22 protein-coding genes are annotated in these 24852 nt (G+C 60.2%); 8 read left to right on the top strand and 14 right to left on the bottom strand.

Translation table 11 applies throughout. The features are described 5' to 3' along the window. Position 1: 1 nt before the first annotated feature. The 11 genes from IB246_RS07920 to IB246_RS07870 form a co-directional block, all read right to left on the bottom strand. Positions 2 to 595: an aminodeoxychorismate/anthranilate synthase component II gene (locus IB246_RS07920; protein WP_008027095.1), complete on the bottom strand. Its 594-nt coding sequence runs from the start codon at positions 593 to 595 to the stop codon at positions 2 to 4. 107 nt (positions 596 to 702) lie between these two features. Then, positions 703 to 2184, bottom strand: coding sequence for an anthranilate synthase component I (gene trpE / locus IB246_RS07915; RefSeq protein WP_008035981.1), 1482 nt, complete (start codon positions 2182 to 2184; stop codon positions 703 to 705). Positions 2185 to 2255: 71 nt separating this feature from the next. Next, a complete protein-coding gene (locus tag IB246_RS07910; RefSeq protein WP_008035980.1) occupies positions 2256 to 3074 on the bottom strand; it encodes a phosphoglycolate phosphatase in 819 nt (272 codons plus the stop codon). Then, complete coding sequence (gene rpe, locus IB246_RS07905) at positions 3071 to 3745, bottom strand: ribulose-phosphate 3-epimerase (protein WP_008035979.1); 675 nt, start codon at positions 3743 to 3745, stop codon at positions 3071 to 3073. Before rpe ends, IB246_RS07910 begins: the two co-directional genes overlap by 4 nt. An 80-nt stretch (positions 3746 to 3825) precedes the next feature. After that, positions 3826 to 4974: an iron-containing alcohol dehydrogenase gene (locus tag IB246_RS07900; protein WP_008035978.1), complete on the bottom strand. Its 1149-nt coding sequence runs from the start codon at positions 4972 to 4974 to the stop codon at positions 3826 to 3828. 217 nt (positions 4975 to 5191) lie between these two features. Further along, positions 5192 to 6016: an ABC transporter permease gene (locus tag IB246_RS07895; RefSeq protein WP_008027084.1), complete on the bottom strand. Its 825-nt coding sequence runs from the start codon at positions 6014 to 6016 to the stop codon at positions 5192 to 5194. Positions 6017 to 6029: 13 nt separating this feature from the next. After that, entirely contained in the window at positions 6030 to 7277 is a 1248-nt protein-coding gene (locus IB246_RS07890) for an ABC transporter permease (protein ID WP_008027082.1), read from the bottom strand. A 207-nt stretch (positions 7278 to 7484) separates the two neighbouring features. After that, the gene (locus IB246_RS07885) at positions 7485 to 8528 is read right to left on the bottom strand and encodes an ABC transporter substrate-binding protein (protein ID WP_008035977.1); all 1044 of its coding nucleotides are present in this window, start codon (positions 8526 to 8528) and stop codon (positions 7485 to 7487) included. A gap of 44 nt (positions 8529 to 8572) precedes the next feature. Next, on the bottom strand, positions 8573 to 9697 hold the full coding sequence (locus tag IB246_RS07880) for an ABC transporter ATP-binding protein (RefSeq protein ID WP_008027079.1): 1125 nt from the start codon (positions 9695 to 9697) through the stop codon (positions 8573 to 8575). A 337-nt stretch (positions 9698 to 10034) separates the two neighbouring features. Beyond that, entirely contained in the window at positions 10035 to 10664 is a 630-nt protein-coding gene (locus IB246_RS07875) for a response regulator transcription factor (RefSeq protein ID WP_003210977.1), read from the bottom strand. Positions 10665 to 10808: 144 nt separating this feature from the next. Beyond that, positions 10809 to 13205, bottom strand: a complete 2397-nt coding sequence (locus IB246_RS07870; protein WP_008035974.1) for a PAS domain S-box protein — start codon at positions 13203 to 13205, stop codon at positions 10809 to 10811. 73 nt (positions 13206 to 13278) lie between these two features. Here IB246_RS07870 and IB246_RS07865 point away from each other — a divergent pair, with 73 nt between their 5' ends. Then, a complete protein-coding gene (locus tag IB246_RS07865) occupies positions 13279 to 14271 on the top strand; it encodes an alpha/beta hydrolase family protein (RefSeq protein WP_008035970.1) in 993 nt (330 codons plus the stop codon). A gap of 142 nt (positions 14272 to 14413) precedes the next feature. Here IB246_RS07865 and IB246_RS07860 read toward each other — a convergent pair whose 3' ends face one another. From IB246_RS07860 to IB246_RS07850, 3 genes are read right to left on the bottom strand one after another with little or no spacing between them, the layout of a single operon-like run. After that, positions 14414 to 15181, bottom strand: a complete 768-nt coding sequence (locus IB246_RS07860) for a TerB family tellurite resistance protein (protein ID WP_008035968.1) — start codon at positions 15179 to 15181, stop codon at positions 14414 to 14416. Between the two features lies 1 nt (position 15182). Next, a complete protein-coding gene (gene murU / locus IB246_RS07855) occupies positions 15183 to 15854 on the bottom strand; it encodes an N-acetylmuramate alpha-1-phosphate uridylyltransferase MurU (protein WP_008035967.1) in 672 nt (223 codons plus the stop codon). Beyond that, positions 15851 to 16870, bottom strand: coding sequence for an aminoglycoside phosphotransferase family protein (locus tag IB246_RS07850; protein WP_008035966.1), 1020 nt, complete (start codon positions 16868 to 16870; stop codon positions 15851 to 15853). The genes murU and IB246_RS07850 overlap by 4 nt, the downstream gene beginning before the upstream one ends. A 130-nt stretch (positions 16871 to 17000) precedes the next feature. On the opposite strand from IB246_RS07850, the gene IB246_RS07845 reads away from it, so the two are divergent. The 7 genes from IB246_RS07845 (at position 17001) to glpE (ending at position 24648) form a co-directional block, all read left to right on the top strand. Then, positions 17001 to 19799 carry an LPS-assembly protein LptD gene (locus IB246_RS07845; RefSeq protein ID WP_008035965.1) on the top strand — a complete coding sequence of 933 codons (2799 nt, stop codon included), beginning with the start codon at positions 17001 to 17003 and terminating at the stop codon, positions 19797 to 19799. Beyond that, the gene (surA, locus tag IB246_RS07840; protein ID WP_032832254.1) at positions 19780 to 21096 is read left to right on the top strand and encodes a peptidylprolyl isomerase SurA; all 1317 of its coding nucleotides are present in this window, start codon (positions 19780 to 19782) and stop codon (positions 21094 to 21096) included. The genes IB246_RS07845 and surA overlap by 20 nt, the downstream gene beginning before the upstream one ends. Next, positions 21093 to 22082 (top strand): 4-hydroxythreonine-4-phosphate dehydrogenase PdxA, encoded by a 990-nt coding sequence (pdxA, locus tag IB246_RS07835; RefSeq protein WP_008035963.1) that lies wholly within the window; start codon positions 21093 to 21095, stop codon positions 22080 to 22082. Before surA ends, pdxA begins: the two co-directional genes overlap by 4 nt. Further along, positions 22079 to 22897, top strand: coding sequence for a 16S rRNA (adenine(1518)-N(6)/adenine(1519)-N(6))-dimethyltransferase RsmA (rsmA, locus tag IB246_RS07830; RefSeq protein WP_008027060.1), 819 nt, complete (start codon positions 22079 to 22081; stop codon positions 22895 to 22897). Before pdxA ends, rsmA begins: the two co-directional genes overlap by 4 nt. A 123-nt stretch (positions 22898 to 23020) precedes the next feature. Continuing rightward, on the top strand, positions 23021 to 23401 hold the full coding sequence (apaG, locus tag IB246_RS07825) for a Co2+/Mg2+ efflux protein ApaG (RefSeq protein ID WP_008027059.1): 381 nt from the start codon (positions 23021 to 23023) through the stop codon (positions 23399 to 23401). Next, the gene (locus IB246_RS07820; protein ID WP_008035962.1) at positions 23401 to 24285 is read left to right on the top strand and encodes a symmetrical bis(5'-nucleosyl)-tetraphosphatase; all 885 of its coding nucleotides are present in this window, start codon (positions 23401 to 23403) and stop codon (positions 24283 to 24285) included. The genes apaG and IB246_RS07820 overlap by 1 nt, the downstream gene beginning before the upstream one ends. Positions 24286 to 24318: 33 nt before the next feature. Further along, positions 24319 to 24648, top strand: coding sequence for a thiosulfate sulfurtransferase GlpE (glpE, locus tag IB246_RS07815; protein ID WP_008027054.1), 330 nt, complete (start codon positions 24319 to 24321; stop codon positions 24646 to 24648). Positions 24649 to 24852 lie beyond the last annotated feature (204 nt).

Here is a 24852-nt window from a genome sequence, read left to right as displayed (position 1 = left end):
CTTAGCGCGTGCCGCCGGTTTGTTTGAGGAAGTTGGCGAACAGCTCGTGGCCCTGCTCGGTCAGGATAGACTCAGGGTGGAACTGCACACCTTCGATGTTCAGCGTCTTGTGGCGCAGGCCCATGATCTCGTCGACCGAACCGTCTTCAAGCTGAGTCCAGGCGGTCAGTTCCAGGCAGTCCGGCAAGGTTTCACGCTTGACGATCAACGAGTGATAACGCGTGACGGTCAGCGGATGGTTCAGGCCTTCGAAGACACCTTTGTCCTCGTGGAACACCGGGCTGGTCTTGCCGTGCATCACCTGGCGGGCACGAACCACATCGCCGCCGAAGGCCTGGCCGATGGATTGATGACCCAGGCACACGCCGAGAATCGGCAGTTTGCCGGCGAAATGCTTGATGACGTCAATCGAGACGCCCGCTTCAGTCGGCGTGCAAGGACCGGGCGACACAACGATGCGCTCAGGGTTGAGGGCTTCGATTTCGGCAACGGTCAGTTCATCGTTGCGCACGACTTTGACCTGGGAGCCTAGCTCACCGAGGTATTGCACAACGTTGTAGGTAAAAGAGTCGTAGTTATCGATCATCAGCAACATGGCTTGAGAACCTCTTGAATTCACGGACTATAAAGGCTGCCTTCGAATGAGCGACCCGCAGCGCTTTGTCAGCCAAAGCGACATGGCATACGGGTCACGTTCATCGGTCAGCTTTCCGGGGTTTGTTCAGCCAGAGCGACTGCGCGGAACATGGCACGACGCTTGTTCAGGGTTTCTTCCCATTCCAGCGCCGGCACCGAGTCGGCAACGATGCCGCCACCGGCCTGCACGTGCAGTTCGCCGTTCTTGATCACGGCGGTGCGAATCGCAATCGCCGTGTCCATGTTGCCGTTCCAGGCAAAGTATCCGACCGCGCCGCCATAGACGCCACGCTTGACCGGCTCCAGTTCGTCGATGATTTCCATCGCGCGAATTTTCGGTGCGCCGGACAAGGTGCCCGCCGGCAGGATCGCCCGCAATGCGTCCATTGCCGTCAGCCCGGCTTTCAGTTGCCCGGTGACGTTGGAAACAATGTGCATCACGTTGGAGTAACGCTCGATAACCATTTTCTCGGTGAGCTTCACCGAGCCGATTTCCGATACGCGACCGGTGTCGTTACGACCCAGGTCGATCAGCATCAGGTGTTCGGCGATTTCCTTGTGGTCGGAGAGCAGGTCTTTCTCCAGCGCCAGGTCCGCCTCTTCGTTGGCCCCACGCGGACGGGTGCCGGCAATCGGGCGAACGGTGATCAGATTGTCTTCGACCCGCACCAGCACTTCCGGTGAACTGCCGACGACGTGGAAGTCGCCGAAGTTGAAGAAGTACATATAAGGCGTCGGGTTGAAGCAACGCAGCGCCCGATACAGATCAATGGGCGCCGCCTTGAAGTCGATCGACATGCGCTGGGACGGCACGACCTGCATGCAGTCACCGGCCAGGATGTATTCCTTGATGGTGTCGACGGCTTTTTCGTAATCGTCCTGGGTGAAACTGGAGCGGAACACCGGGTCAGCCGATTGTTGCTTGCTGAAGTCCAGGCCTCGGCGCGGGGTGATTGGCTGGCGGAGTTTTTCCAGCAGCTCTTGCAGGCGCGCCTGACCTTGCTCGAAGGCATCGTCCTGCGACGGGTCGGCCAGGACAATTGCGTGCATTTTGCCGGCGAGGTTGTCGAACACCACCACCGCATCGGACACCATCAGCAGAATGTCCGGCACGCCCAGCGGATCCGGGTTCGGGCACTTGCCCAGACGCTTTTCCACATAACGCACGCAGTCGTAACCGAAGTAACCCACCAGGCCGCCGTTGAAGCGTGGCAGGCCGGGGATGGTCGGTACGTTGTAACGGGCTTTGAATTCTTCGACGAACGCCAGCGGGTCTTGCGCTTCATGGCTTTCGATCTCGACGCCGTCATGGGTCACGCTGATGTGATGGTCATGAACCCGCAGCACAGTGCGGCACGGCAGGCCGATGATCGAGTAACGGCCCCACTTCTCCCCGCCCTGCACGGATTCGAGCAGGTAGGAATTGGGCTCGTCAGCCAGTTTCAGGTAGATCGACAGCGGCGTGTCGAAATCGGCCAGGGTTTCGCAGGCAAGCGGGATGCGGTTATAGCCGGCAGCGGCCAAACGCAGGAATTCTTCGCGGATCATGGGGTAGCCTCGTGGCTTGAGGTGCTAACAGTCAGGTATGCAAACGCGCCGGTAGACCGGCCAGGAACAAGTCAGGCGCGCCAACGCCAGCGGGCCAGGGCCTTGATGACTTTCATCCAGAGTTTGCGAGTGACCACCACGATGGCGTTTCCAGAAGGGGGTTGAACAGCGTCGGCCAACGTTATCTCAGCGGCCGGATCCAGGCAACCGGGAATTAGCTTGCGCAGGTCGTCGATGACCAGCGCCGGCGACTCTTCGGCAATCGGCCGACCGTGGTTATAACCATAACTGAGGGCCACGCATTTGACCCCCGCCGCTTTCGCCGCCAGCACATCGCTGCGCGAATCGCCGACAAACAGCGATTGCGACGCCGGGATGTTGGCCATTTTCATCACGAAAAACAGCGCAGCCGGGTCAGGTTTCTTCTGCGGCAAGGTATCGCCGCCGATGATCCATTTGAAATAGCGGCCGATTTTCATCTGATCCAGCAACGGCGCGACGAAGCGCTCCGGCTTGTTGGTGATCAGCGCCATCTCCACGCCTTGCTTGTTCAGCCACTTGAGGGTGTCACGCACGCCGGGGTAAACCACCGTCAGGTCGTGACCGTCCTCGTAAAAGCCGTTGAACAATTCCAGGGCATGTTCAGCCTCGACATCATCGACACCTTCGGCGTCGATGTGATTGGCCAGGGCACGGCGCACCAGCATGTGCACGCCGTTGCCGACCCAGTCACGCACCGATTCGATGCCGACAGGCTGGCGCCCGAGTTTGAGCAGCATGTTATCCACCGCCGCGGCGAGGTCAGGGACCGAATCGACCAGCGTGCCGTCCAGATCGAACATCACCAGCCGTGGCAGATGCCCCGGGAACAGCTGCTCAAAGCCACTCATGGGCGGGCCAACGCCAGTTCGGAACGCATCTTCTCGATCACTTCCTGGTAGTTCGGCGCGTTGAAGATCGCCGAGCCGGCCACGAAGGTATCGGCGCCAGCCGCCGCGATTTCACGAATGTTGTTCACGTTCACGCCGCCGTCGATTTCCAGGCGGATGTCACGGCCCGAGGCATCGATCAATGCGCGTGCTTCACGCAGCTTGTCGAGGGTGCCGGGGATGAACTTCTGCCCGCCGAAGCCTGGGTTGACGCTCATCAGCAGGATCATGTCGACCTTGTCCATCACGTACTTGAGTACGTCCAGCGGGGTCGCCGGGTTGAACACCAGGCCCGACTTGCAGCCGCCTTCGCGGATCAGTTGCAGGGAACGGTCGACGTGCTGCGTGGCTTCCGGGTGGAAGGTGATGTAAGTCGCGCCGGCCTCGATGAAGTCGCCAACGATGCGATCCACCGGGCTGACCATCAGGTGCGCGTCGATCGGCGCGGTTACGCCGTACTTGCGCAGCGCGGCGCAGACCATCGGGCCGATGGTCAGGTTCGGCACGTAGTGGTTGTCCATGACATCGAAGTGCACGAAGTCGGCGCCGGCGGCCAGAACGTTGTCCACTTCTTCACCCAGGCGGGCGAAGTCGGCGGAGAGAATCGACGGAGCAATTACGAAGGGCTGCATGACGCACCTTTTCTGAGCAGAATCACGATGGCGCGCATTGTATACCTCATGCTTTGACGCGCGCACCGTAAGGACGATGATCAGTAGGCCGCGCGGTAGATCTTCTCGATATCAATCGCACTCAGTTTGCGTGGATTGTTGCGCATCAAGCGCTCGATACCCGCTGCTTCCAGGGCCAAGGCCGGAATCGCATCCTCTGGAACACCGAAACTGCGCAGGCCCGACGGGATTTCTACCGCTGCGCACAACGCGGCCATCGCCTCGACGGCTTTGTCCGCGGCGTCATTGGCGCTCAGATGAGCGGTCTTCACGCCCATGGCTTCGGCAATATCCTGCATGCGCTCGACGCAGGCCATCTTGTTCCAGGTCATGACGTACGGCAGCAACAAGGCGTTGCTGACGCCGTGGGCGATGTTGAAACGCCCGCCCAGCGGATACGCCAGCGCATGCACCGCACCGACCCCGGCATTGCCAAACGCCATGCCGGCCATCAGGCTGGCGGTGGCCATGTCTTCACGCGCCTGCAGATTGGAAGGATTGGCGTAGGCCTTGGGTAACGCCTGGGTGATCAACTTGATCGCGCCGATGGCCAGCGCGTCGGTAATCGCTGAAGCATTGAGGGACAAATAAGATTCGATGGCGTGCACCAGCGCATCGACGCCACTGGCGGCGGTGACACTGCGCGGGCAGGTCAGGGTCATTTGCGGGCTGACCAGCGCCACGTCCGGCAACAGATAGTCGCTGATGATGCCCTTTTTCAGCTGCGCGACCTTGTCGGAGAGGATCGCGACGTTGGTCACTTCCGAGCCGGTGCCAGCGGTGGTCGGGATGGCGATCAGCGGTGGCCCCTTGCGCGGAACCTGGTCGATGCCGAACAGATCCTCCAGCGCGCCGTGATAACCGGCATACGCTGCAACACTTTTGGCGATGTCGATCGCGCTGCCGCCGCCCAGGCCGATCAGCCCGTCGTGCCCGCCTTCGCGGTAAACGCGCATGCAGTCTTCGACGATGGCGATTTCCGGGTCTGGCAGTACACGGTCGAAAATTTCGTAACTACGGTCCCCCAACTGCGCGAGCGCCAGCTCCACCGTGCCGGACTTGACCAGCGCGGCGTCGGTGACGATCAGCGGGTTGTCGATGTCCAGGCGCGTGAGCTCGGCGGACAGTTGCTCGATGGCAGCTGCGCCGGTGATCAGTTTGTGTGCGATTTTGAAAGAGGAAAGACTCATCGTGCGCAGCCTCTTATAGATAGGGGAGCTGGGCACAATAGTAGCTGGGGATTGGGGTTTGTCTGCTATTCAGCGCGTGAATGACCAAACATGGGAACAACACAAATCTAATGTAGGAGCGAAGCTTGCTCGCGAAGGGGCCATGTCAGTCAACATCGATGCTGAATGTTCCGGCCTCTTCGCGAGCAAGCTTCGCTCCTACAAAATCAAAAGCTGATCAAACCTGGGCGGTGCGCAGTTTTTCGCTGCGGCCACGCAGCCATTCCAGGGTCAGCAGCAGGATCACCGAGAAGGCGATCAGCAGCGTTGCCGCGGCGGCAATCGTCGGGCTGAGGTTTTCGCGGATACCGCTGAACATCTGCCGTGGCAAGGTCGCTTGCTCGGGACCGGCGAGGAACAACGTCACCACCACTTCATCGAACGAGGTCGCGAAGGCAAACAGCGCACCGGAGATCACACCTGGCGCAATCAGCGGCAAGGTCACGCGGCGGAACGCGGTCAGCGGCGAAGCACCGAGGCTGGCAGCGGCGCGCACCAGGTTGTGGTTAAACCCCTGCAATGTTGCCGACACCGTGATGATCACAAACGGCACGCCCAACACCGCGTGCACCACGATCAACGAGAAGAAGCTGTTGCCCAGGCCCAGCGGCGCAAAGAACAGGTAACTCGCGACACCGATGATCACCACCGGCACCACCATCGGCGAAATCACCAACGCCATCACCAGCGCCTTGCCCGGGAAGTCGCCCCGAGTCAGGCCAATCGCCGCCAGCGTACCGAACACCATCGCCAGCACGGTCGCCGCCGGGGCGACGATGATGCTGTTCTTCAGTGCACGCATCCATTCCGCCGACGCGAAGAAGTCCTGATACCAGTGCAGCGAAAAACCTTGCAGCGGATACACCAGGAAACTGCCCGAGTTGAACGACAACGGGATGATCACCAACACCGGCAGAATCAGGAACAGCAAAATCAAGCCGCAGAGAATCCGCAAGCTGTAGAACCACACCCGTTCGATGGGCGACATGTAAGGACTCAGCATTTCGATTCTCCCCTTAGCTCAGGCGCAGGCGACTGGCGCCCACCAGCCAGCTGTAAATCAGATAAAGCACCACGGTCGCCAACAGCAGCAGCCCACCGAGTGCGGTCGCCATGCCCCAGTTGATGCTGGTGTTGGTGTAGAAGGCGACGAAGTAACTGACCATCTGATCGTTCGGGCTACCCAGCAAGGCCGGGGTGATGTAGTAGCCGATAGCGAGGATGAACACCAACAGGCAACCGGCACCGACACCGGCATAGGTCTGCGGGAAGTACACCCGCCAGAAACTGGCGAACGGGTGGCAGCCGAGGGAAATCGCGGCGCGCATGTAGGTCGGCGAGATGCCTTTCATCACGCTGTAGATCGGCAGGATCATGAACGGCAGCAGGATGTGCACCATCGAGATGTAGACCCCGGTGCGGTTGAACACCAGCTCCAGCGGCTTATCGATGATGCCCATGGCCATCAGGCCGCTGTTGATCAGCCCGCCCGATTGCAGCAATACGATCCACGCGGCGACGCGCACCAGAATCGAGGTCCAGAACGGCAGCAACACCAGGATCATCAGCAGGTTGCTTTGACGCGACGGCAGATTAGCCAGCAGGTAAGCCAACGGATAGGCGAGTACCAGGCAAATGGCGGTGATGATCAGGCCCATCCAGAAGGTGCGGGCGAAGATGTCGAGGTAAATCGCCTGATCGGGCGTGGCCGGGGCGATTTCGCCGAGGTCGTCGATGCGGTGATCGACCGCTGCCAGCAAGTAGTACGGCGTGATGTTGCTGGTGTTGCGGCGCACCGCTTGCCAGTAGGCCGGGTCGCCCCAACGCTCGTCGAGCCCTTCCAGCGCGTCTTTATAAGAGGCCGGTTCGGTAGCGAACGGCAAGGCGCGGGCGGTTTTGGTCAGCAGGCTGCGATAGCCGGCCAGCTCCATGTTCAAGCGCTTGGACAGGTCGCCCAAGGTCTGATTCTTGCGCGCTTCAGCGAGGTCTTCGCTGGCCGCTTTGTAAACCGGTTCAGCGGGCAGGCCACGGCCGTCCCAGCTGGCGATGGCCGCCACGGTGCGCGGCATGCCGCCGACCACTTCCGGGTTACCAACGCTTTTGTAGAGCAGCGCCACGATGGGCACCAGGAACACCAGCAACAGAAACAGCACCAATGGCGCGATCAATGCCTGGGCCTTCCAGCGGTTGATCCGCTCGGCGTGCTTGAGCCGCTGCTTCAAGGTGGGGTCAGTGCCCGCGTTCAGGGGAATGGCGGTGGCCATGGCGTACTCCGGAAATCTTTGATCGTTACAGAGGCGGCATCCATTGACCGCGAGGCCGCCTCTGTTCTTGATAACTACACATCACCCCCCGTAGGAGCGAAGCTTGCTCGCGAAGGCAGCGTGTCAGTCAACATTGATGTTGAATGTGCTGACGTCTTCGCGGGCGAGCCTCGCTCCTACGGGAGTCGATAAGCCCACGGGGTGGTCTTATTTCGCAGCCCAGGAATTGAAGCGCTGCTCCAGTTGCTCGCCGTTGTCAGCCCAGAAGCTGACGTCGATCTGCACTTGGTTGGCGATGTTTTCCGGGGTGGTCGGCATGTCTTTCAGGACATCCTTGGACAACAGCGGTACGGCTTGGGTGTTGGCCGGGCCGTAGGCGATGTTTTCCGAGTAGGTCTTCTGCTGCTGCGGCGCCACCGAGTACGCGATGAATTTCTTCGCCGCTTCAGCACGTGCCTTGTCCAGGCCTTTTGGAATGGCCCATGCGTCGAAGTCGTAGATACCGCCGTTCCACACGACTTTCAGGTTGCTTTCTTTCTGCACGGCAGCGATCCGGCCGTTGTAGGCCGAGCTCATGACCACGTCACCGGAAGCGAGGTACTGCGGCGGTTGTGCGCCGGCTTCCCACCACTGGATGTTTGGTTTCAGCTCATCAAGCTTCTTGAACGCGCGGTCCTGACCGTCTTTGCCGGCCAGCACTTTGTAGACGTCTTTCGGCGCAACGCCGTCGGCCATCAGTGCGAATTCCAGGGTGTACTTGGCGCCTTTACGCAGGCCGCGCTTGCCCGGGAATTTCTTGGTGTCCCAGAAATCCACCCAGCTGGTGGGTGCGGAGGCCAGCTTGTCAGCGTTGTAGGCCAACACGGTCGACCACACGAAGAAACCTACGCCGCAAGGCTGGATAGCGCCTTTGACGTAGTCTTCGGTCTTGCCGAACAGCGCCGGGTCGAGTTGCTCGAACATGTCTTCGTCGCAACCGCGGGACAGTTCTGGCGACTCAACTTCCACCAGATCCCAGGACACGCTCTTGGTGTCGACCATGGCTTTGACCTTGGCCATCTCGCCGTTGTACTCGCCCGCTACGATCTTGCCGTTACCCGCCGCTTCCCACGGTGCGTAGAAGGCTTTGACCTGCGCGGCCTTGTTCGCCCCGCCAAAGGACACCACGGTCAGGTCCGGGCCCGCCGCCATCGCGTGTGCCGCACCGATCATGCCCATGACCAGGGCGGTGAATTTCAGGGATCTCAACATTTATTGTTCTCTCCACGTGCAGGGTTGGTTGAAGCAGGGGGCGATCAGTTCGCCTCTAGAAGTGGGTCGAGCGCGCGAACGTGTTCGACCTCCCAGCCAAGCGGTACCACGTCGCCGACAGCAAGCCCGGGATCGAGCTCGGCAATCGGTTGTTTCACGAAGAAGTCGGTCTTGCCGCAGACTTCCAGGCGAACCCGGACGTGGTCGCCCAGATAGATGAATTCCGCCACCCTCCCTGAGAAGCGGTTGACACAGGACTCGCTCGAACCATTGAGGCTCACGCGTTCCGGACGAATTGACAGCGTGACGGGTTCGCCGGTCTTGCCGACATTGACCGCCAGCGCTTCAACCTTTTCACCGCGACCGAGTTCGACGATGCAACGATCGCCGGTCTGGCTGTGCAGGCGGCCGTTGAGACGGTTGTTCTCGCCGATGAAGTTGGCGACGAAGGTGTTTTTCGGTTCTTCGTAGAGGCTGCGTGGAGGGGCGATCTGCTGGATTTCGCCCTGATGGAACACCGCCACGCGGTCGGACATGGTCAGGGCTTCGCCCTGGTCGTGGGTCACGTAGACCACGGTCACGCCGAGGCGCTGGTGCAGATGCTTGATCTCCATCTGCATGTGTTCGCGCAGTTGTTTGTCGAGTGCGCCGAGGGGTTCGTCCATCAGCACCAGTTGCGGTTCGAACACCAATGCACGGGCCAGGGCCACACGCTGTTGCTGACCACCGGACAGTTGCGCCGGATAACGCTGGGCGAAGGTCTCGAGCTGAACCATGCTCAGGACACGTTTGACCCGGTCGCTGACATCGCTCTTGTTCAAGCCGCGCACGGTCAGCGGGAACGCGAGGTTCTCGGCGACGGTCATGTGCGGGAACAATGCATAGTTCTGGAACACCATGCCGATGTCGCGCTTGTGCGGCGGCACGTTGTTGATGGCGCGCCCGGCCAGGAGGATTTCACCGGCGGTCGGGGTTTCGAAACCGGCGAGCATCATCAGGCTGGTGGTTTTGCCGGAACCGGATGGCCCGAGCAACGTGAGGAACTCGCCTTTGCGAATGTCCAGGTTGAGGTCTTTGACGATCAGGTTCTCGCCGTCGTAGCTCTTTTGCACTCCACGAAAGCTGACCAGAATGTCATTGGCCCCTGCGCTTGAATCGACCTGGCTCATACCCACACCTTTGTTATTGATGACTGCTGTGGACTAAGCCTAGTGGACGCTGGGGAGCACGCAAATCGGGGCGCAGGAGAGAATCGCCTCAGCCGGATGGAAGGTTGGGGGTAGGGATTGCCCTACAAGGATGGCGGGGATGGGTATGTCGTTTCGGGATGGGGGCAGGTGGTGAGCTGCGAGCCTTACGGAGCGGCGATAGCGGTTTTAAAGGCATGTCGCAAATGGATATGCCACAACGTTTCGTAGGAGCGAGGCTTGCCCGCGAAGGCGATCTTACTGACGCTAAAAGCTTCGCGGGCAAGCCTCGCTCCTACAGGATCCGTGGTGAATCGTGTTAGAGCAGCTTGTGTTCCATGGCGTACTTCACCAGTTCAGCCAGGGATGTGATGTTGAGTTTCTGCATCAGCCGCGCCTTGTGGGTGCTGATGGTTTTGCTGCTCAGGGCCAGTTGCTGGGCGATGTCGTTGACGTTGGCGCCCTGGGCCAGGCGTTCGAACACCGAGAATTCGCGCTCCGAGAGCAACGAATGCAGCGGCCGCGAATCGGTCAGGCCGACTTCGAAAACCATGCGGTCGGCCAGGTCCGGGTCGATGTATCGACCGCCCGCCGCGACCTTGCGGATCGCCGTCAGCAGCAGCGCCGGGTCGCTGTCCTTGGTCGCGTAACCCGCCGCGCCGACCTTCAACGCCCGGGCAGCCATTTGCGCTTCGTCGTGCATCGACAACACCAGGATCGCCGGTGGATTGTTCAGTGCGCGAATCCGCGGAATCGCTTCCAGGCCATTGACGCCCGGCATCGAGATGTCCAGCAACACCACTTCGCAAGGCACATGACGCAAGGTTTCGAGCAACTGCTCGCCATTGCTCGCCTCGCCCACCACCAGCAAGTCCTTGGCCAGGCCGATCAGTTGTTTAATGCCTTCGCGAACGATGGTGTGGTCTTCGGCTACCAGTACACGGATCACGGTCTTTCTCCAGATTCAAGATCATTCGCGAGCAGGCTCGCTCCCACATTGGATTTGTGTAAATGAGCAAATCGCTGCCACACAGGGATCAAATGTGGGAGCGGGCTTGCTCGCGAAGGCGTAAGTACCATCAACACAAATTCTTCAGGCCTCATCCAAAGGTACGCGCACACTCAACGTCGTACCCTCCCCCGGCTCACTTTCAAGCGACAGCTCCCCACCCATGATCAACACTCGCTCGCGCATGCCCACAACCCCGAAGGATGTTGGCCGGCCAGTAGCGGCGACAAATCCTACGCCATCATCGCTGACAGTCAGACACAACTCGTCGCCCTCAAGCGTCAATGTCAGTTCAACAGTATGCGCCTGGGCATGCCGCATGACATTGGTCAGCGCTTCCTGAAGGATCCGGAACAAGCCGATCGCCTTGGCATCGCTGAGCACCGGCAAGTTCTCCGGTACTTGCACCAGACACGGAATCTGCGTGCGCGCCTCGAAACGCCGGGCCTGCCATTCGATGGCCGAAGCAATCCCGGCATCGAGAATCGGTGGCCGCAGTGCCGTGGCCACATCGCGCACCAGTTGGAACAACTGAGCGATCAAGCGCTTCATGCTGTTCAAACGTTCATTCAGACCTGGGTCGAGCTGGGCGTAGGCCAGTTCGCACATGGACGTTTCCAGTTTCAGCACGGTCAACATCTGACCCAACTCGTCGTGAACTTCCCGGGCGATGCGCGCCTTTTCCTCTTCTCGCACGCTCTCCAGGTGTGCGGACAATTCACGCAATTGCTCACGGGAGCTGGCCAGTTCCAGCTCGATGCGCTTGCTCTCGCTGATGTCCCAGACGATGCCGTCCCAGACATAGGTACCGTCATCGAGGCGACGCGTGATGGCCTTGATCTCAGCCCAACGCTGATCGCCCTGGCGCGTGAGAATCCGCCCTTGCCACGACCAGTCACTGTCAGTGTCCAGCGCATGATCCTGCGTCTGGTGGTAACTGGCCTTGTCATCCGGATGCACCAGGCTGCGCAGGCCTTTGTCGCGGTGGGCCAAGGTAGTGGGGGAATAACCGACCAGGCTCTCGCTGCCCTCGCTGATGTAGGCAAAGTCGATCTGCCCTGTCACCGGAGCCCGCTCCAGGCGAAAGACCAATCCCGGTACGTTGGCAGCGATCCCTTGCAGCCGCGCCTCGCTTTCCTGCAACGCGGCCAGCGCACGACGACGCTCGGTGACGTCGTTGAGGTAGACCACCAGGTATTCACCATCGCGAAAACGCAGGAAGCTCAACGAAACATCCGTCGGCAGAATGCTGCCATCGGCTCGCAGACAATTGGTTTCAAAGCTGAGCGGCCCTTCTTCGCTGGCGCGGGCGCGTTTCCACAGATTCAGCCAGCGGTCCATGTGCAGACCCGGTTCAAAGTCGATCAACGGCCGATCGATGATGCCACCCGACGGATAGCCGAGCATGGTTTCCGCGGCGCGGTTGGCGTAGCGCACATGGCTGTCCCAGTTGACCCAGAGAATGCCGACAGTGCTCTGGTCGATAGAAAACTGGGTGAGGCGCAACGCTTCTTCGCTGGCGGCACGCAAGGCAATGTCTTCCCGAGCCACCAACAACCGTTGCTCAAGACTGTGTTGCTGCCGACGTTGCCAGACCACGATCGCCATGCAGCTCAGCATCAACACCGCCAACAGCAGGCAGAGGTTCTGCCAGAAACCCGGCGACTCGGTCAGTCGCGGGTATTTGGCTTGCAGCCATTGGTTGTGCAGTTGCTCCAGGTCCTTGGCGGGGATCGCCCGCAGCGCGCTTTCGATGATGCCGGCGAGTTCCGGCCAGTCCCGCCGTGTAGCCACGCGCAGCAGTTGCGGCAGGCCAATATCACCGACCACCACCAACCCGGCAAACTCCGGTTCGACGGACAAACGCCCGAATTGCGCTTCGTCGACCACGGCATAACTGGCCTGCTGACTCAACAACAGTTGCAGTGCCTGACGCTCGATCGGCACGCCCTGAAGGTTCAAGTGCGGGTAATTGCTGCGCAGGTAATCGGCGGTGGCGCTGGGCATGCGTACGGCGACGCGGGTCTGGCTGTCGAGTTTTTCCAGCTCGACCACGCCGGCGCCCTTCTGGTCGCTGACCACCAGTTGCGGCACCCGCATGTATGGATCGGAAAACTGCCACAGGCGCAGGCCGCCGGGGGTTTGCGCCAACCCTGGGGCGATGTCGATTTCACCTTCGCGCGCGGCGGCTTCCAGTTGCGCAAGGTCGGGATAGTTACGCCAGCTCAGCTCGACCTTGAGCGCTTTTGCCAGCCATTTCATCAGCTCGACGTTAACCCCGGATAACCGCTGCAAGCGGCGATCGTATTGCGCATAGGGCACTTGCAACACCAGTCCGACGCGTAATTCATTATGTTGCGCGAGCCATTGCTGCTGGCTCGCAGACAACTGCGCGATGTGCTCCGGTGGCGCAGGCGCCGCCCAGCCCATCAAGGGAAACCACAAACAGCCGATAACCCACAGACAGCAAAAACGCATCATTGAAATCTCACACACTGACAAATACTGACCAACCCATTAGGCTGCCGGAACCACTTCTGGCCTGGAATATCCGATGCCCCCTGTCTACCGCCTGGCACTGCCAGCATTGTGCCTGTCGCTGATCCTGCCTTGCGCCTTTTCCGTCGAGGCCGCAGACCCGGCACCGGCCGCCGCGGAAAAACCCGCAGAAGAAAAACCGGTTGAACGTCAGCCGCTGCTTGAGCGTAGTCAGGAAGAAGCGGCAGCACTTGAGCGAAAAATCCCCGCTCAGGAACAGCAACAACTCCAAGCCGGCAGCGACACGTTTCTGGCCTTGTGGAAACCGGCCAATACCGCTGACCCCAAGGGTGCGGTGATTATCATCCCGGGCGCGGGCGAAACCGTTGACTGGCCGCAGGCAATCGGCCCGTTGCGGCGCCAATTGCCGGACGCCGAGTGGAGCAGCCTGAGTATCACCTTGCCAGACGTGCAAAGCGATGCCATTGCGCCACGTATTGTTGAAGTAACGCCATCGCCCAAAGCACCTGATGCCGGCAGCAAGGACTCGACCACGGCGGCGCCCATCGAGCAGGCGGCGGGCGGTGAAGCGGAGGTGGCCGACAAGGCCATTGCTGAAACCAGCGATGAACAGGTCAAAGCTGACGCCGAACGAATTTTCGCACGCATCGATGCGGCTGTTGCCTACACCGAACAGCAGAGCGCTCGCAGCATCGTGGTGCTGGGTCATGGCACCGGCGCTTACTGGGCCGCGCGTTATCTGAGCGAGAGGCAGCCCTCGCAAGTCGAGAAGTTCGCGATGGTCGCTGCGCAGACGCCCGTGGCAGCGAAACCTGGCCTGGCTGAACTGACGCCGACGCTAAAACTGCCCACCGCCGACATCTTCTATAAGGACAAGCCGCTGGACCGCAATGCGGCTCTGGAGCGCTTGCAGGCCAGCAAGCGTTTGAAGGGTTCGGCGTTCAGTCAGGTATCGCTCAAGGCGTTGCCGGGTGACTCGAAAGCAGAGCAGGAGCAGTTGGTTCGCCGGGTGCGGGGCTGGTTGAATCCTCAGGCTGCGGCGGACTGATAGACCGAGTCGCGCCCTTCGCGGGCAAGCCTCGCTCCTACAGGATTTAGTCGTTTGCAATTTTTGTGATTGACTAAATCCTGTAGGAGCGAGCGGTGCGGCGATCCGACTTGCCCGCGAAGGCGTCATCACTGACGACGCATCACTTGAAATCCCGCCGCTGACGAATCAACGTATAGGCGTTATGCAATTCGCGCGTCTTGTCCGTTGCCTCGCGCACCTGCAACGCCGTCGCACCGCTGCCGGCAATTTTGTCCGGATGATGACGACTCAGCAGGCGCCGATAGGCACGTTTGATCTGCGCCGGTTCGGTGGTGGCAGACACACCCAACAGCGACAACGCTTCCTGATAAGTGATGGCAGTGCCGGCCGACGATTGCTTGTGCGGCTCATAGTCAGACGCCAGCGCCTGCACCTGGTACGACGTCCAGCCCAGCCATTTACCCCATTGGCGAATCAGTTCGCGCTCGGCATGCCCGGCACGACCATCGGCCCAGACCATTCGCCAACAGGCGCGCAATACGCCTTCCGCCGCATGGGGTTGCTCACTCAAGCGTCGCAGATAACCGCGCAACCGGTCACGGCCCGACTTGCCGCGGTTGAACGCGGCAATCGCCCGACGCTTGGCCGACTCGGACATGTCCAGTGCCTGCATTTCCAGGCGCGCCTGCTGGATATGCCCGTCTACCACTCGCCCATCGCATTTGGCCAGCCGCCCCAGCAACACGAACAGCAGCTCATCGTTGCGCAGCACCGGCCTGCCACCGAGCTTTTCACGCAAATGCCCCCACGAATGCAATTGCAGGTGCCGATCCAGCGCCTGCCCCAATAAAGCGCCGAGCAAGGCCCCCGGAATGCTGGCAATGGCAAAGCCCGCTCCGGCTCCAATCAGAGTCCCTGGCCACAGCATCTCAGCGACTCGCTTCAATCAAAGTTTCAACTTCCGCCAAACGCTCGTGAGTTCCGACATCCACCCACTGTCCGCTCAGCCGTTCACCCGAGACTTGTCCGTCGGCCATGGCCCTGCGCAGCAGCGGTGCAAGCTTGAACGCCCCGGCGGTGTGCCCGTCGAACAGCTGCGGATGCAACACTGCAATGCCGCTGTAAGTCAGGGTCGGCGAATCTGCCTGGCCGTCGTGCACTTGCCCGTCGACCAGCGTGAAATCGCCTGCCGGGTGGTGGCTCGGGTTATCCGCCAACACCAGATGCGCCAGGCCGCTGATGGGTTGATGCAAGACGCTGAAGTCATAGTCGGTCCAGATATCACCGTTGACCACCACAAACGCCTCATCACCCAACAATGGCAATGCACGGAAAATCCCGCCACCGGTCTCCAGCGGTTCACCTTCGGGCGAGTACTGGATACTCACGCCATAACGCGAGCCATCGCCCAGATAGTCTTCGATCTGCTGTCCCAGCCAGGCATGGTTGATCACGATTTCGGTAAACCCGGCAGCGGCCAGCGCGCGCAGGTGATACTCGATCAGCGGCACCCCGCCAGCGCGGACCAGCGGTTTTGGCGTGGTCAGGGTCAGCGGGCGCATGCGCTCGCCTTTACCCGCAGCCAGAATCATTGCCTTCATGCATTCACTCCAGCACGCAGACTCAGCAGCAACACATCCAGTTCCGCCAGTTCAGGACGGCGGGCGATCACTGCTTCTATATAAGCAAAGAAGCGCGGCACGTCGGCGAGGTAACGCGGCTTGCCATCGCGATGGCAGATGCGGGCGAAGATACCAATGACTTTCAGGTGACGCTGCACGCCCATCAGGTCGCTGGCGCGCAAGAAGTCTTCGAAGTCTGGCTGGACGGGAATGCCGAGGGCGCCTGCCTGCTGCCAGTAATCTTGCAGCCAACCGTGCACTCGCTCCTCGGGCCAGCTCAGGAACGCGTCCTTGAACAGGCAGGTCACGTCATAGGTCACCGGGCCATAAACCGCATCCTGGAAATCCAGCACGCCGGGATTCGGCTCGCTGAGCATCAGGTTGCGCGGCATGTAGTCGCGATGCACCAGGACTTTCGGTTGCGCCAGGGCGCTGTCGATCAGCAGCTGCGACACGTTCTGCCAGAGCATTTGCTGCGCAGGGTCGAACTCGATGCCCAACTCACGCTTCACAAACCACTCGGGGAACAATTCCAGCTCGCGACGCAACAGCGCCACGTCATAACTCGGCAGCGGAGCAACCATCGGCAACTGCTGAAAAGCCAACAGAGCCTGCAAGGCATCCTTGAACAAATCGTCGGCATTTTCGCTGTCGATAACGTCCAGATAGGTCTTGTTGCCCAGGTCATTGAGCAAAAGAAAACCGCGCTCGAGGTCTTCGGCATAAATTTTCGGCACATTTATTCCGGATTTCGCCAGCAAAAAAGCGATATCCACGAAGGGTTTGCAGTTTTCCTGGGGCGGCGGCGCGTCCATTACGACGAAACTTTTGCCGCCGCCTTCCCAGCGGAAATAGCGCCGAAAACTCGCATCACTGCTGGCCGCGGTCAACGTGGCCGGGGGTACGGCGCCCCAACTCTGCTCTGCAAAGAGGGTCGCCAACTGCTCATCGAGCCAAACTTTCAGGTGTTGCAAACGTACATCTTGGTCAGGCATTGCAAGGGTCTCCGACGGCGCTAGCCGTCAAGCGGGTCATGCTTTATTATCCAGCATCTTTTTCAGACCATCGAGAGGCGTGCGGCCCACACCGCGGGCAGATGGCACGCAGGAAGCCCGGACTAATAAGATGGCATTGAAATCCCCCGCGTTTCGTAAAAAATTTCCGTTGTTGGTCACTGGCAGTCTGCTGGCCCTGCAACCTCTAGCCACTTCGTTCGTGGTCGCCGCGGAACAGTATGACTGCTCAGTCTCTGCTTCGGGTGCCTGGAACTGTGCGCCCAAGACGTCGGCGGCTGCATTGCCACCGCGTCCCATCCATGAGGGCAGCGCAGTCTCCGCAACCGGTGAAGCACCTACCGAGAGCGGCGCCAGTGAAGACACCGGCACCAAGCCTGTGCTGGTCACCGAATCCAAAGGCCGTGCCCTCAAGTCCCGTAGCGCAGACTACAGTCACCTCGACTGGGTTCCGCGCGAGAATCTCACTGCAGCGCAATTGGCCGAAACCGGTCCTTACTGCTCTGGTTCCTATATCGAACCAATTCGTCCTGGCATGAATGACAAGACGAATAAAAGTGACGCCCCGACGTTTGTCGGTGCCAAGGCTTCTCGCTACAAGCAGGATGAACAGATCGCTACCCTGGCCGGTGACGTGGTCCTGCGTCAGGGCAGCATGCAGGCCGAAGCCGACGAAGCGAACCTCTACCAGGCCGAGAGCCGTGGCGAGCTGGACGGCAACGTGCGCATTCGCGACAACGGCGCGCTGATCGTCGGCGACCACGCCGAAGTGCAGCTCGACACCGGCGAAGCCAAGGTCGACAACGCCGAATACGTGATGCACAAATCCCGTATCCGCGGTAACGCGCTGTACGCCAAGCGTGCCGAAAACGCGATCATCCGCCTCAAGGATGGTACGTACACCACGTGCGAACCGAACAGCAACGCCTGGCAGCTCAAGGGCAACAACATCACCTTGAACCCGGCGACCGGTTTCGGTACCGCGACCAACGTGACGCTGCGGGTCAAGGACATTCCGGTTCTGTACACGCCGTACATCTACTTCCCGATCGACGACCGTCGTCAGTCCGGCTTCCTGCCGCCAACCCTTGGCAGCGGCAGCGACACTGGCTTCCTGTTGGTCACCCCGTACTACTTCAACCTGGCGCCGAACTACGATGCCACGTTGTACCCGCGCTACATGAGCAAGCGCGGCCTGTTGATGGAAGGCGAGTTCCGTTACCTGACCAAGTCCACCGAAGGTCAGTTCGGCGCCGCGTACCTCAACGACGAGGACGACGATCGCAAGCTTCAAACGGATTACGAAAAAACCCGCTACATGTACAACTGGCAGCACAAGGGCGGTCTCGACTCGCGGGTATTCACGCAGGTCGACTACACCAAGATCAGCGATCCGTATTACTTCCAGGATCTGCAGACCGACCAGCTTGGCGTGAAGTCGTCCGATTACGTGAACCAGCAGGGCTCTGTCAGCTATCGTGGCGACAGCTACGTTGCACGCCTCAATGCCCAGGCCTATCAGCTGGCGACCGTATCGAACATCACACCGTACGACCGCTTGCCACAGCTCACCTTCAACGGTCAGTTGCCAACGCACCCGAACGGTTTGAATTTCGACTACGAAACAGAAATCGTGCGATTCGAGCGCGACCTGCAAACGGGCTCGTTCTCCGATGAAGACGGCAACCTGTCGCCTCGTCTGGACACCAACGTAGCGGGCCTGGCTCGTGCCAACGGTAATCGTCTGAACCTCAAGCCAGGCGTGAGCCTGCCGCTGGACTGGACGTATGGCTTCGTCAAGCCATCGCTCAAATATCAATACACCCAGTACGACCTGGATCTCGATGGCACCGGTAAAAACGATCTCCTGACGAACCGCAATAACGCTTCGGCGCTTGGCGAGTCCTTCAGCAGCTCGCAAAACCGCGGCGTCCCGATCGCCAGCGTCGACAGCGGCCTGTATTTCGATCGCAACACCACCTGGTTCGGCAAGAACTATCGCCAGACCCTGGAACCGCGCCTGTTCTACCTGTATGTCCCTGAAGAAGACCAGAAGGACATTCCGGTTTTCGACACCGGCGAGTACACCTTCAACTATGCGTCGCTGTTCCGCGACAACCGCTTCTCGGGCTCCGACCGCGTCGGCGACGAGAACAAACTGTCGCTGGGCGTGACCAGCCGCTGGATCGAAGAAAACGGCTTTGAACGTCAACGCATCAGCGTCGGCCAGGCCTTGTACTTCAAGGATCGCGAAGTCCAGTTGCCGGGTATCGACGCAAAAACCCGCGAAGATGCGCAGGCCAACGTTTCTCCGTATGCGCTGGAATACGAATACCGCTGGAACCGCGATTGGCGCACGACTGCCGATTACAACTGGGATCCGGACAGCCACAGCCCTCGCTCGGGCAGTGCGATGTTCCACTACCAGCCTGAAGACAACCCGAACAAGGTCATCAACGCCGGCTATCGCTATCGCAATGACCAGGTCCGTTACGACCAGAACACCGGTCAATGGTCGGTGGGTGGTGGTGACTACGGCACGCCGGGCACCCCGGGTTACGTGAAGGACTACTACAAGATCCAGCAGCACGACTTCTCGGTGATCTGGCCGATCGTGCCGCAATGGAACGCCATCAGCCGCTGGCAGTATGACTACAACCAGAACCGTACTCTGGAAGCCTTTGGTGGTTTCGAGTACGACAACTGCTGCTGGAAACTGCGCCTGATCAACCGTTACTGGGTTTCCTATGACGAATTCAGTCAGGAAGCTCCGCAAAACGAAAAAGGCGACCATGGCATCTTCCTCCAAATCGTTCTGAAAGGTCTCGGCGGCGTTGTTGGCCAAAAAGTAGAGAGCTTCCTCGACAAAGGCATCCAAGGTTATCGTGAACGTGAAGACCAAGCTTTCTGATTGTCTGCGCCCGCTGATGCTGGGCGCGCTGTTCCTGGGTACTGCGGCGAATGCCGCGGTACAGTCCATCGATAAAGTGGTGGCCATTGTCGACAACGATGTGGTCATGCAGAGCCAGCTGGACCAACGTGTTCATGAAGTTCAGCAAACCATCGCCAAACGCGGTTCTGCTGCGCCGCCGGCCAGCGTGCTGGATCAGCAGGTGCTTGAGCGCCTGATCGTCGAAAACCTGCAACTGCAGATCGGCGAACGCTCCGGCATTCGCATCACCGATGAAGAGCTGAATCAGGCGGTCGGCACCATTGCCCAGCGCAATAACATGTCGATCGATCAATTCCGCGCGGCCCTGACTCGTGATGGCCTGTCTTATGAAGACGCTCGCGAGCAGATTCGTCGTGAAATGATCATCAGCCGCGTGCGTCAACGCCGTGTGGCTGAGCGCATTCAAGTGTCCGAGCAGGAAGTGAAGAACTTCCTCGCTTCCGACCTTGGCAAAATGCAGCTGTCCGAAGAGTTCCGCCTGGCCAACATCCTGATTCCTACACCGGAAAGTGCTAACTCCGATGCGATTCAGAGTGCTGCCAAACAGGCCGACGCGGTTTACCAGCAGCTCAAGCAAGGCGCTGACTTCGCTCAGTTGGCAATCGCCAAATCCGCCAGCGAAACCGCACTGGAAGGCGGCGACATGGGCTGGCGTAAAGCCGCTCAATTGCCACCTCCGTTCGATCGCATGCTGAGCACCATGTCGGTCGGCGATGTCACCCAACCGATGCGCACGCCGGGCGGCTTCATCATCCTGAAGATCCTCGACAAGCGTGGCGGCGAGACCCAGACCCGTGACGAAGTACACGTGCGTCATATCCTGGTCAAACCTAGCCCGATCCGCGACGAAGCAAAAACCAAGGCCCTGGCCCAATCGCTCTACACCCGTATCGAAGCGGGCGAAGATTTCGGCGAACTGGCGAAAAGCTTCTCGGAAGACCCGGGTTCCGCCCTCAACGGCGGCGACCTGAACTGGATCGACCCGAATGCATTGGTGCCCGAGTTCCGCGAAGTGATGGCCAAGACCCCGCAAGGTCAGCTGTCCAAGCCGTTCCAGACCCAATATGGCTGGCACGTCCTGGAAGTCCTTGGCCGCCGCGCCACCGACAGCACCACCCAGGCCCGTGAGCAGCAAGCAATGACCGTACTGCGTAACCGCAAATACGACGAAGAGCTGCAAACCTGGCTGCGTCAGATCCGTGACGAAGCGTACGTAGAGATCAAACTCCCTGGTGCAGACCAGGCAGCGCAGTGAAACCCCAACGTTTCGCGCTGACACCCGGCGAACCGGCCGGCATAGGTCCTGACCTGTGCCTGCTGGTTGCCTCGCAAGCCCAGCCACACCCCCTGATTGCCATTACCAGCCGCGACCTGCTCCTTGAGCGGGCCGCGCAGCTGGGCGTGGTTGTTGATTTGCTGCCGGTGACCCCGGACAGCTGGCCGGATGTCCCCGCGCCAGCCAACAGCCTGTATGTCTGGGATACACCGCTCAATGCGCCGGTGACTGCCGGTCAACTCGACAAAGCCAATGCTGCTTTTGTTCTGGAAACCCTGACCCGCGCGGGCCAGGGCTGCCTGGACGGGCACTTCGCCGGCATGATCACCGCACCTGTGCACAAGGGCGTGATCAACGAATCGGGTATCGCCTTTTCCGGGCATACAGAATTTCTCGCCGACCTGACGCAGACCGCGCAAGTGGTGATGATGCTTGCGACACGCGGATTGCGCGTGGCGCTGGTCACCACTCACCTGCCCCTTCGCGAGATTGCCGATGCAATCACACCGGAGCGTCTGGAGCGGGTCACGCGGATTCTGCATGCCGACCTGCAACAAAAATTCGGCATCGCCCAGCCGCGTATCCTGGTGTGCGGGCTCAATCCCCATGCCGGCGAAGGCGGACACCTGGGCCATGAAGAAATCGACATCATCGAACCTACATTAGAGCGCCTGCGTGGCGAAGGCATGGACCTTCGCGGTCCCCTGCCCGCCGACACTCTGTTTACCCCCAAATATCTGGAGCACTGCGACGCGGTGCTGGCGATGTACCACGACCAGGGCTTGCCTGTGCTGAAATACAAAGGCTTCGGCGCAGCAGTCAACGTGACCCTCGGCTTGCCGATCATCCGCACGTCGGTCGACCACGGCACTGCCCTGGACCTGGCCGGCAGCGGCAAAATCGACACCGGCAGCCTGCAAGTCGCCCTGGAAACCGCCTACCAGATGGCCGAGACCCGTTTATGACCGAGCATTACCAACACAAGGCGCGCAAACGCTTTGGCCAGAACTTCCTGCATGATGCCGGCGTTATCGACCGCATCCTGCGCTCCATCCATGCCAAGCCCGAAGACCGCCTGCTGGAAATCGGGCCGGGCCAGGGCGCGCTGACCCAAGGCCTGCTGAACAGCGGTGCCCAGCTGGACGTAGTAGAGCTGGATAAAGACCTGATCCCGATCCTCAACCAGCAGTTCGCCGGCAAGAGCAATTTCAACCTGCACCAGGGCGATGCGCTGAAGTTCGACTTCAACAGCCTGAACGCTGCGCCGAACAGCCTGCGCGTGGTGGGCAACCTGCCGTACAACATCTCCACGCCGCTGATTTTTCACCTGCTGCACAACGCGGGCATCATTCGCGACATGCACTTCATGCTGCAGAAAGAAGTGGTCGAGCGTCTGGCGGCAGGCCCTGGCGGCGGTGACTGGGGTCGTCTGTCGATCATGGTTCAGTACCATTGTCGTGTAGAGCACCTGTTCAACGTTGGCCCCGGCGCATTCAACCCACCGCCGAAAGTCGATTCTGCCATCGTGCGCCTGGTGCCTCACGCCGTACTGCCGCACCCGGCCAAGGATCACCGCTTGCTGGAGCGCGTCGTGCGCGAAGCCTTCAACCAGCGCCGCAAGACCCTGCGCAACACCCTCAAGTTGCTGCTGAGCAACGACGAAATCACCGCAGCCGGTGTCGACGGCAGCCTGCGCCCGGAGCAGCTCGATCTGGCCGCCTTCGTACGCTTGGCCGACAAACTCAGCGAACAAGTCCTACAGAAACCCGCCGCCGACTGACAGGCAACAAGCGTTATCGGGTAGGACACCAGCCCTCATGTCTGGTTTACTACCCGATACTTGGCCTAGACTGAGTTCCATCAGCTACGCCCCGCGTCCCGCTTCGTTTTTAAGGCCTCTTGAATGTCCGATCCTCGTTATCAGGTCGACGTCAGCGTCGTCACCCGCTATCTGGCAGAACAATCGCAACCCGAGCAAAACCGCTTTGCCTTCGCTTACACCATCACCGTGCACAACAATGGCGAATTACCGGCCAAGCTGTTGTCGCGGCACTGGGTGATCACCGATGGTGACGGGCATGTCGAGGAGGTTCGCGGTGCCGGCGTGGTTGGCCAACAGCCGTTGATCAAGGCAGGCGAGAGCCATACCTATAGCAGCGGCACGGTGATGACGACCAAGGTCGGCAACATGCAAGGCAGCTATCAAATGATTGCCGAAGACGGCAAACACTTCGACGCCATCATCGCTCCATTCCGCCTGGCGGTGCCCGGAGCCCTGCACTGATGGCGACGTACGCCGTTGGCGACCTGCAAGGTTGCCTCGAACCGTTGAAATGCCTGCTCAAGCAAGTCGCCTTCGACCCTGCCCGGGACAAACTGTGGCTGGTGGGCGATCTGGTCAACCGTGGCCCGCAGTCGCTGGAAACCTTGCGCTTCCTCTATAGCATTCGCGAATCTCTGGTATGCGTGCTCGGCAACCACGATCTTCATCTGCTGGCCGCCGGGCATAACATCGAACGCCTGAAGAAAGCCGACACCCTGCGCGAGATTCTCGAAGCGCCGGATCGTGTGGAACTGCTGGAATGGGTGCGCCAGCAAAAGCTCATGCATTACGACGAGCAACGCAACATCGCCCTGGTCCACGCCGGCATCCCCCCGCAATGGTCGCTGCGCAAAGCCCAGAAGTGCGCCGCCGAAGTCGAAGAGGCCCTGCGCGACGACAATCGCTTCGCGCCTTACCTCGACGGCATGTACGGCAACGAACCGCTGAAATGGGACAGCGATCTCAAAGGCGTAACCCGCCTGCGTGTGATCACCAACTATTTCACCCGCATGCGTTTCTGCACCAGCGAAGGCAAACTCGACCTCAAGGGCAAGGAAGGCGTCGACACCGCGCCGCCAGGTTATGCGCCGTGGTTCACTTACAAGGAGCGCAAGACCAGGGACGTGAAGATCATCTTCGGCCACTGGGCAGCGCTCGAAGGCCAGTGCAACGAACCGGGCATCTTCGCCCTCGACACCGGTTGCGTCTGGGGCGGGTCGATGACCTTGATGAACGTCGACACCCTTGAGCGACTGCAGTGCAAATGCGACGAGCATGGCCACACCTTCCTGCCGTCAGTCGCCTCCCCTATTTCCGAACAAACGCCAGCCAGCGCCCGGCGCTAGACTGCGCTTTCAGCCGAGCCACAGGAGCCCGCCATGAGCGAATTCAAACGTATCCCCCCAGAACAGGCCCAGGCCCTGCGCGAACAAGGCGCAGTGGTGGTCGATGTTCGAGACCCGGCAACATTTGCCGCGCTGCACATCAGCGGCTCGAAGCATCTGGACAACCATTCCCTGCATGCTTTCATTCAGGGCGCAGACCTGGACGCACCGACGGTGGTGGTCTGCTATCACGGCAATTCCAGCCAGGGCGCAGCGGCCTACCTGATCAGCCAGGGCTTCTCCGATGTCTACAGCATGGACGGCGGTTTTGAGCTGTGGCGTACGACTTATCCTTCGGAAACCGCGCAAGGCACTTCCGAATAATTTTTTTGTAACGTGCAAGCCCCGGCTGCCGCGGGCTCGCGCGGTGGCAGACGAACGGTCTGCCACAACTAATTACGTATCTCGCCTTTACCTCCCGAATAAGCAACTATCCTTAAGCGCAGGCCATCCAAAACAGGGGAGAGCCGGTACACCGGCGCGCGGGTCATCGGGAGTAGCTTTCGGGGCGGTACGCTTTGAAAGGGT

It is taken from the genome of Pseudomonas sp. PDM01 (assembly GCF_014852325.1).
GTDB lineage: Bacteria > Pseudomonadota > Gammaproteobacteria > Pseudomonadales > Pseudomonadaceae > Aquipseudomonas > Aquipseudomonas migulae.
The sequence above is the reverse complement of the archived record's forward strand: the minus strand, read 5'-3'. Positions and strand labels throughout refer to the sequence as shown.